This window comes from Candidatus Egerieousia sp. (assembly GCF_056211015.1).
Window position 1 is genome coordinate 1 of sequence record NZ_JBAELF010000046.1, and the last position, 5,802, is coordinate 5,802.

Here is a 5,802-nt window from a genome sequence, read left to right on the forward strand (position 1 = left end):
TTTGTTTACAATGCATAATATCACGCAAATTTAAGGCCTATCGGGCAGAATTGCAATTGAAACTGTTTACAAAAGTTGTGAACATATGGAACAGACGATGATAGTTGCACGATGTAAAATGCTCATAAGTGTCCCTTGGTGTATGATAATGGTCATAGAACTCGCCCTTTGTCTCGAAGTAGGTTGAAGGAACACCTGCCTGCTCGAATGCATAATGGTCGGAGTTGTCATCAACGCCCTCCAGGTCAAATGCCTTGAAACCGTCTGCATACTCATCGTTGATTTTCTTGAGTGAATCAATTATCCACTGTCCGTCCTGCTCGCACTGGCAATGAAGATTGTCACCGCTGTCTCCCACCATATCACAGTTGATAACGCATTTTATCCTGTCAAGTGGAATGACAGGATTGGCTGCATAGAAGAATGCACCAAGCAGATTGGATTCCTCGGCATCAAGGAAGATGAACTGAAGAGGCATGCTATGCTCGGTTTTGCTCCAGTATTTGATGAAGGAAAGAAGCATTGCAACACCGGAAGCGTTGTCATTGGCTCCAGGGAAGACATTCTCCTTGCCCATACAGCCGAGATGGTCATAATGAGCAATGAAAGTGATGCACTCGTCATCCTTCGCATTTTTGCCGGTTCCCGGGAGGAATGCAACCACATTATGGGCGTCATGTCTTGGATACATCTGTGACACAATGTCTATTTCAAGTTCCTTGGCATCATCAGGGAAAGCTCCGTTCACCATAAGGACCGGCTCAGGCGTTACATAATGCGCTCTTGCCTTGAAATAAGGGAAAAGAACGTTTGGAGCATACGAACCTGCATCATCCTTGAGGATTATTCCGCCAACTTTGTCAAGCGGCATCAGATAAGGGATATATCTTTCCATATGCGATTCAAAAGGAAGGGTGTTGTACTTGGCCCAGTCAACAACAACGAACGCATTCTTGTACGCACCGCTGTTCAGGTGTTTCACGAAAAGTTCCTCGGTGTAATATTTGTCTTCAAGATACTTGATCTCGAATTTTCCATGGCAGGTAGGGCTGAACTCCTTGGCAATGAAATCCACAGTCGGCTCCATTTTCTTGCCGTCAACCACAAGTTTCATACTGCTGCGCATTACATTCAAATCAAAGCTGAAATTCTGAAGATATGGCACGTATTTGTCATATTCAGGAGTTCTCTCGTATCCGTTTTCAACCATTCCGCTCCAACGTTCCAGCCCTATGTTATAAATATGGGCTTTATATGGAGGCTGGACCTCCTGTGTGTGCATGAAGCAGTCCTCAATGGCCATTGATGACTTTGATGCAGGCATTGCACCCATTTCACGAACCTGGTCAATGATGTATTTGGCTGCAAAGATGTCTCCATTTTCGTAAGCGTTCCTGCCATAATACTTTGAAACATCGGACAGTTCCTTCACTACAGATTCAAAGTAAGTCTTGCATTCATTCATTTTTTTCATTTCCTGTTTCTCCTTGAGATACGAGCAGGATGCCAGGGCAAGTATCGATATTGCCATAAGCACCGTTTTCATTTTATTCATAGTGAAATATGTATTTAAGTATTCGTCTTCTGATAGCAAGGATGTACCGTCTTACGGGGGTAAGGAAGAGCCATATTGCAGTAGCAGCCTTGAAGAGTCGTCCATTGCAGTCAATTGTGCGGTAACTGCCGTTCCTTCTCTTCCTGAGGAGTTTTGCAACCACGCCTATGACAGCATCACGCGTGACTATCTCCTGACCCTTGATATTTCCGTCTCCTTGAATGGTAAGGACATCCTTGTCATTCACAGCACCGGGAATCACATAATCTATATTAAGGATACGGTGCATTATATATCTGCCATGCAAAGTGAAAAGCACGATTGCATGCTCCTTGACATTTTCCTCGTTTGGCAGAACAAGTTCCACTGAATCACGCTCATGCCTGAGAAAAGGAGTCATGCTGTGACCCTTTGCCGTGAAAACAACCTTGTTGCCATTGTGCATCTCCTCCTGCACAAGTGCAAAGTATTCGTTGTTATCAAGCACCACAGATGATGCGGTTCCGTATTTCTCCTTTTCCATAAATTACAAATCAATGATTCTGTCACAATATGCCAGTGATGTCTCCCTGTGCGCAATAGTGATTATTGTAAGTTCGGAATCCATCCTTGAAACATATTCTATTGCATTGTTCACTTCGGTTTCCATATGCGAATCAAGCGAGCTGGTGGCTTCATCAAGGAAAAGCAGCTGAGGCTTCTTGAAGAGCGCACGCGCAATTCCAAGACGCTGCTTCTGGCCTCCTGAGACCTTGCAGCCGCCTTCACCTATCACTGTATATATGCCATGTTCAAGAGAATTGACGAAATCCAGCAGCTGCGCCTGCTCCAGAGCACGCATTATCCTTTCACGTATTTCATCATCAATCTCAAAATGCTGGTTCTTGTCCTTCTTCTCGGTAAGCAGTTCCCTGACAGTCAGAGGCCGCAGATCCTCTACATCAAAAAGCACATTGAAGGCCACATTCTCCGCTATTGACCGGTTAAGAAGCTGCACGTCCTGTGGTACATAGCCCACCATTTCCAGCCAGGAATCAGCGTTATTTTCATTGAGGGTCATGCCATCAACGGCAACTCTGCCTGAAACCGGCGGGTACAGACCCAGCATAAGATTGAACAAAGTGGATTTTCCACGCCCTGACACGCCCCTGAACCCTACTCTTTCGCCCTTGGATATCTCGAATGATATATCGTTCAGGACAGGCTCATGCTCATTGAAATAAAATGTCAGATGTTCAACGGATATCCTGTCATTGAATCCGTGGAATACCTCCGTAACGGCTGTGCCGGATGAATCTTCATTACCATCGCTGTGCAGGAGGGCCTCGGAAACTATCTCAACGGCGTAACTGTTGTTCTTGATGCTGGAATAGCTTCCGAGCATCGAGCGTATGGCGGGCAGGATCCTGATTGCGCCTGCACAGAAAAGCGCCAGCCAAAGACTCAGCCTGCTCCACTGCTGCCCGCAAGCCAGTATGAGGAAACATATGCAGACTATTATGGTGATTTCCATAAGGAAGCCTGTGATTCTGCCTATGAGTATCGACTTTATCCTTCTATAGCTTATCATCTCAAGTCCTCTGTCAAACAAGGTCATCATCTTGTCAAAGGCACCGTATATCCTTACTGCGGAGTAATTGCTGAACGTTTCCTGCACAGTGCGGTACTGATTGGAGCGCGCCCTGTTCTCAAGCCTGCCGTACTGGATGAGCCGGTCACGCACAAACATGAAATACACGGCAACGGATGGTATGAGGGATATGATTATTGCCAGGGCCGAAACGTATGAAATGGTGGCAATAACGGCAAAAGTTATTATTGTCACAACAGCCTCGGCTACAAGTGAAAGCATCTGCAGCAGAACCTGAGTGGCCACGCTGTAGCAGACAGCATTTATCTTGTATGAGAGGTCAACCGTACCTTTATCCTTTATGAATCCAAGACCCTTTCTATAGAATTCCTTGAAAAGCCTTCTTGAAAAATATTGATAGATACCCAGCACAAACTTTGTCTGATAACGTTGCAGAAGCTGTGACACTATGAACTTAACACTTAACAGAACTATTGTGATCAGACCCAGCCAAAGTATGAATATTCCCATATCCCCGTCAGGAGCCAGAATGGACATCATTCTGTCTATGAAGGGATATTTTCCGGTATCCCCTCCGCTGAGCAGCACTATGAATACCGGAAGAATCACTGCAATGCCGAGCAGATCCAGGAATGATCCCAAAAGGATAGAGAAAGCTATCCATACAGATTTCCTCTTGTATTCCTTTGGCAATAAGCCTATGAGTCCTCCAGGCATTTTTACACTTGCGATAGTTAAAGATTATAAGTTTGCAAATTTAACCCATAAGGAGCAGAATAGCAATTAAGATGCTGCGCTTACAATGACTCGAACGACAGAGTATAGTTTCCCTGAGCATCCTTTGTAAGATTAAGCACCAGATTGTTCACGCCTTTCTCGTCTTCGGGCTTCCGGCAGAAAGGCAGTTCATTGGGATGCATGGAATCGAATGAAACAACAGCTTTCGAGCCCTGGGGATACATTTCCATGGTACGGCAGCGGAAGCCCCACATTGCGTTCTCCGACAATCCTTCACGCCTCTGGATGTCCATGACCTTTATCATTCTGCCTGAATCAATGTCATACAGATATACAGGCAGCACGGTGATATGCTTGCTTCCTCCGTCCCATCGGTCCAGGAAAACAATTGCATTGTATTTGCTGAAATATATGTTCCCGTAGGTTGCCCTGCTGTCAACATCAAAGAAGGAGAACTGATGAATAAGCGTGAGTGTCTGCGGGTCTATCACGCCGTCCTTGCCCCTTGCACAACGCCAGAATCTATGGTTCACTGTCCAGTCATCGGATGCCCACCACACATAGTCCTTTGTGAAGACTGCGTTGAGCATGCGCCATTTGGCCCTGTCATTCTTGTCAAGCTGGACGAAATCTGTTCCATTGGTGCTGGCATACAGACCTGCATCCCTGTCGCCGGTGCTGAAATATACGACTCCGGTATATGGGTCCTCCTGGGCAATATGAAAATGCTTCGTGCCTGTGTTGTAAGGGAACTGAATGTGCCTGCCTGCTCTCACCTGCCAATTGTCCGGATTTGTGAAATCACCGCTCACCTTCCATCCGTTGCAGGAAAGCAGATTGCCTCTGGTATATTCGGCAAAATAGAATGCCTTGTGGCGGAAGGAATAGTGCTGGCCAATGTTCTGAAGCCAGCCTGTAGGTTTGAGCCTGTCACCGAAATCAATGAGATGCAGCTTGTATCCCTCACTTGCAACAGCAATTATCGGGTTCCTGCGGTACATGTTGTCCATTGCAACCGAATACGGTGCGGAATATTCCTCTTCGGTCAGTTTCTCGCCGCCGAACTGGGAGTCATATATGAAAAGGACATCTCCGTTCGGAAGGAAAGCCGTTGTGTAATTCCTGGACGGATAACCGTCCTGAGGCACGAAAGTGAACAATTTCTCAGGCGTTCCATAAGGGCTGTCAGAAACGAAATACTCTTCGGTATTCTCGTTGTACCAGAGAACCTTTGAATAGGACTCAACTGATTGGCCATCGTATGGAGCATCCATATATGCTCTAAGAGTAAGATTTGAGTTCTGTGCGCATAGAACGGACGCAAAGCAGAAAACTGAAAGGAATAATGTAAATAGCTTTTTCATAACGTAACAAAGTTATAAAAAAATAAAAAACCCGCCTTAAACAAAGTGCGAGTTTCTAATATATATATAATGGAAAAGAAAAGTGGAGAACAAGGGAGTCGAACCCTTGACCCCCTGCTTGCAAAGCAGGTGCTCTAGCCAACTGAGCTAGTCCCCCAGGATTTTATGAGTCTCACGACTCTTTTTAAATGAACTTTGGTGGAGAACAAGGGAGTCGAACCCTTGACCCCCTGCTTGCAAAGCAGGTGCTCTAGCCAACTGAGCTAGTCCCCCGGAGTAGTAGTCCCGCGCGGACTTGAACCGCGGACCCCCACATTATCAGTGTGGTGCTCTAACCAACTGAGCTACGAGACTATATATAAAGACAGAACAAGCAGCAGAGACAAATGAGAATCTCAGTCATAATCAGTCAGACAAACTCCAAAAAGGAGGTGTTCCAGCCACACCTTCCGGTACGGCTACCTTGTTACGACTTAGCCCCAGTTACCAGTTTCGCCCTTGGCCCATCCTCGCGGTCTGGGACTTCAGGCACCCCCGGCTTCCATGGCTTGACG

At 46.2% G+C, this 5,802-nt stretch carries 4 protein-coding genes, 3 tRNA genes and 1 rRNA gene; all 8 read right to left on the reverse strand.

The window, feature by feature from the left end; all coding sequences use genetic code 11:
- Positions 1–37: 37 nt before the first annotated feature.
- Positions 38–1,555, reverse strand: a complete 1,518-nt coding sequence (locus AC06L3_RS03595; RefSeq protein WP_475669254.1) for a M28 family metallopeptidase — start codon at positions 1,553–1,555, stop codon at positions 38–40.
- The gene (locus AC06L3_RS03600) at positions 1,548–2,078 is read right to left on the reverse strand and encodes a hypothetical protein (RefSeq protein WP_475669255.1); all 531 of its coding nucleotides are present in this window, start codon (positions 2,076–2,078) and stop codon (positions 1,548–1,550) included. Before AC06L3_RS03600 ends, AC06L3_RS03595 begins: the two co-directional genes overlap by 8 nt.
- Before the next feature lie 3 nt (positions 2,079–2,081).
- Positions 2,082–3,863, reverse strand: coding sequence for an ABC transporter ATP-binding protein (locus AC06L3_RS03605; RefSeq protein WP_475669256.1), 1,782 nt, complete (start codon positions 3,861–3,863; stop codon positions 2,082–2,084).
- Between the two features lie 80 nt (positions 3,864–3,943).
- Entirely contained in the window at positions 3,944–5,248 is a 1,305-nt protein-coding gene (locus tag AC06L3_RS03610; RefSeq protein WP_475669257.1) for a hypothetical protein, read from the reverse strand.
- 83 nt (positions 5,249–5,331) lie between these two features.
- A tRNA-Ala gene (locus AC06L3_RS03615) sits at positions 5,332–5,405 on the reverse strand.
- Positions 5,406–5,444: 39 nt separating this feature from the next.
- Positions 5,445–5,521, reverse strand: a tRNA-Ala gene (locus AC06L3_RS03620).
- Positions 5,522–5,528: 7 nt separating this feature from the next.
- Positions 5,529–5,602 (reverse strand) — tRNA-Ile (locus AC06L3_RS03625).
- Between the two features lie 70 nt (positions 5,603–5,672).
- A 16S ribosomal RNA gene (locus AC06L3_RS03630) occupies positions 5,673–5,802 on the reverse strand; the annotation flags it as partial.

Coding starts and splice junctions, on each gene's coding strand:
- AC06L3_RS03595 (WP_475669254.1), bottom strand. CDS start 1,555: ATGAATAAAATGAAAACGGTGCTTATGGCAATATCGATACTTGCCCTG.
- AC06L3_RS03600 (WP_475669255.1), bottom strand. CDS start 2,078: ATGGAAAAGGAGAAATACGGAACCGCATCATCTGTGGTGCTTGATAAC.
- AC06L3_RS03605 (WP_475669256.1), bottom strand. CDS start 3,863: ATGCCTGGAGGACTCATAGGCTTATTGCCAAAGGAATACAAGAGGAAA.
- AC06L3_RS03610 (WP_475669257.1), bottom strand. CDS start 5,248: ATGAAAAAGCTATTTACATTATTCCTTTCAGTTTTCTGCTTTGCGTCC.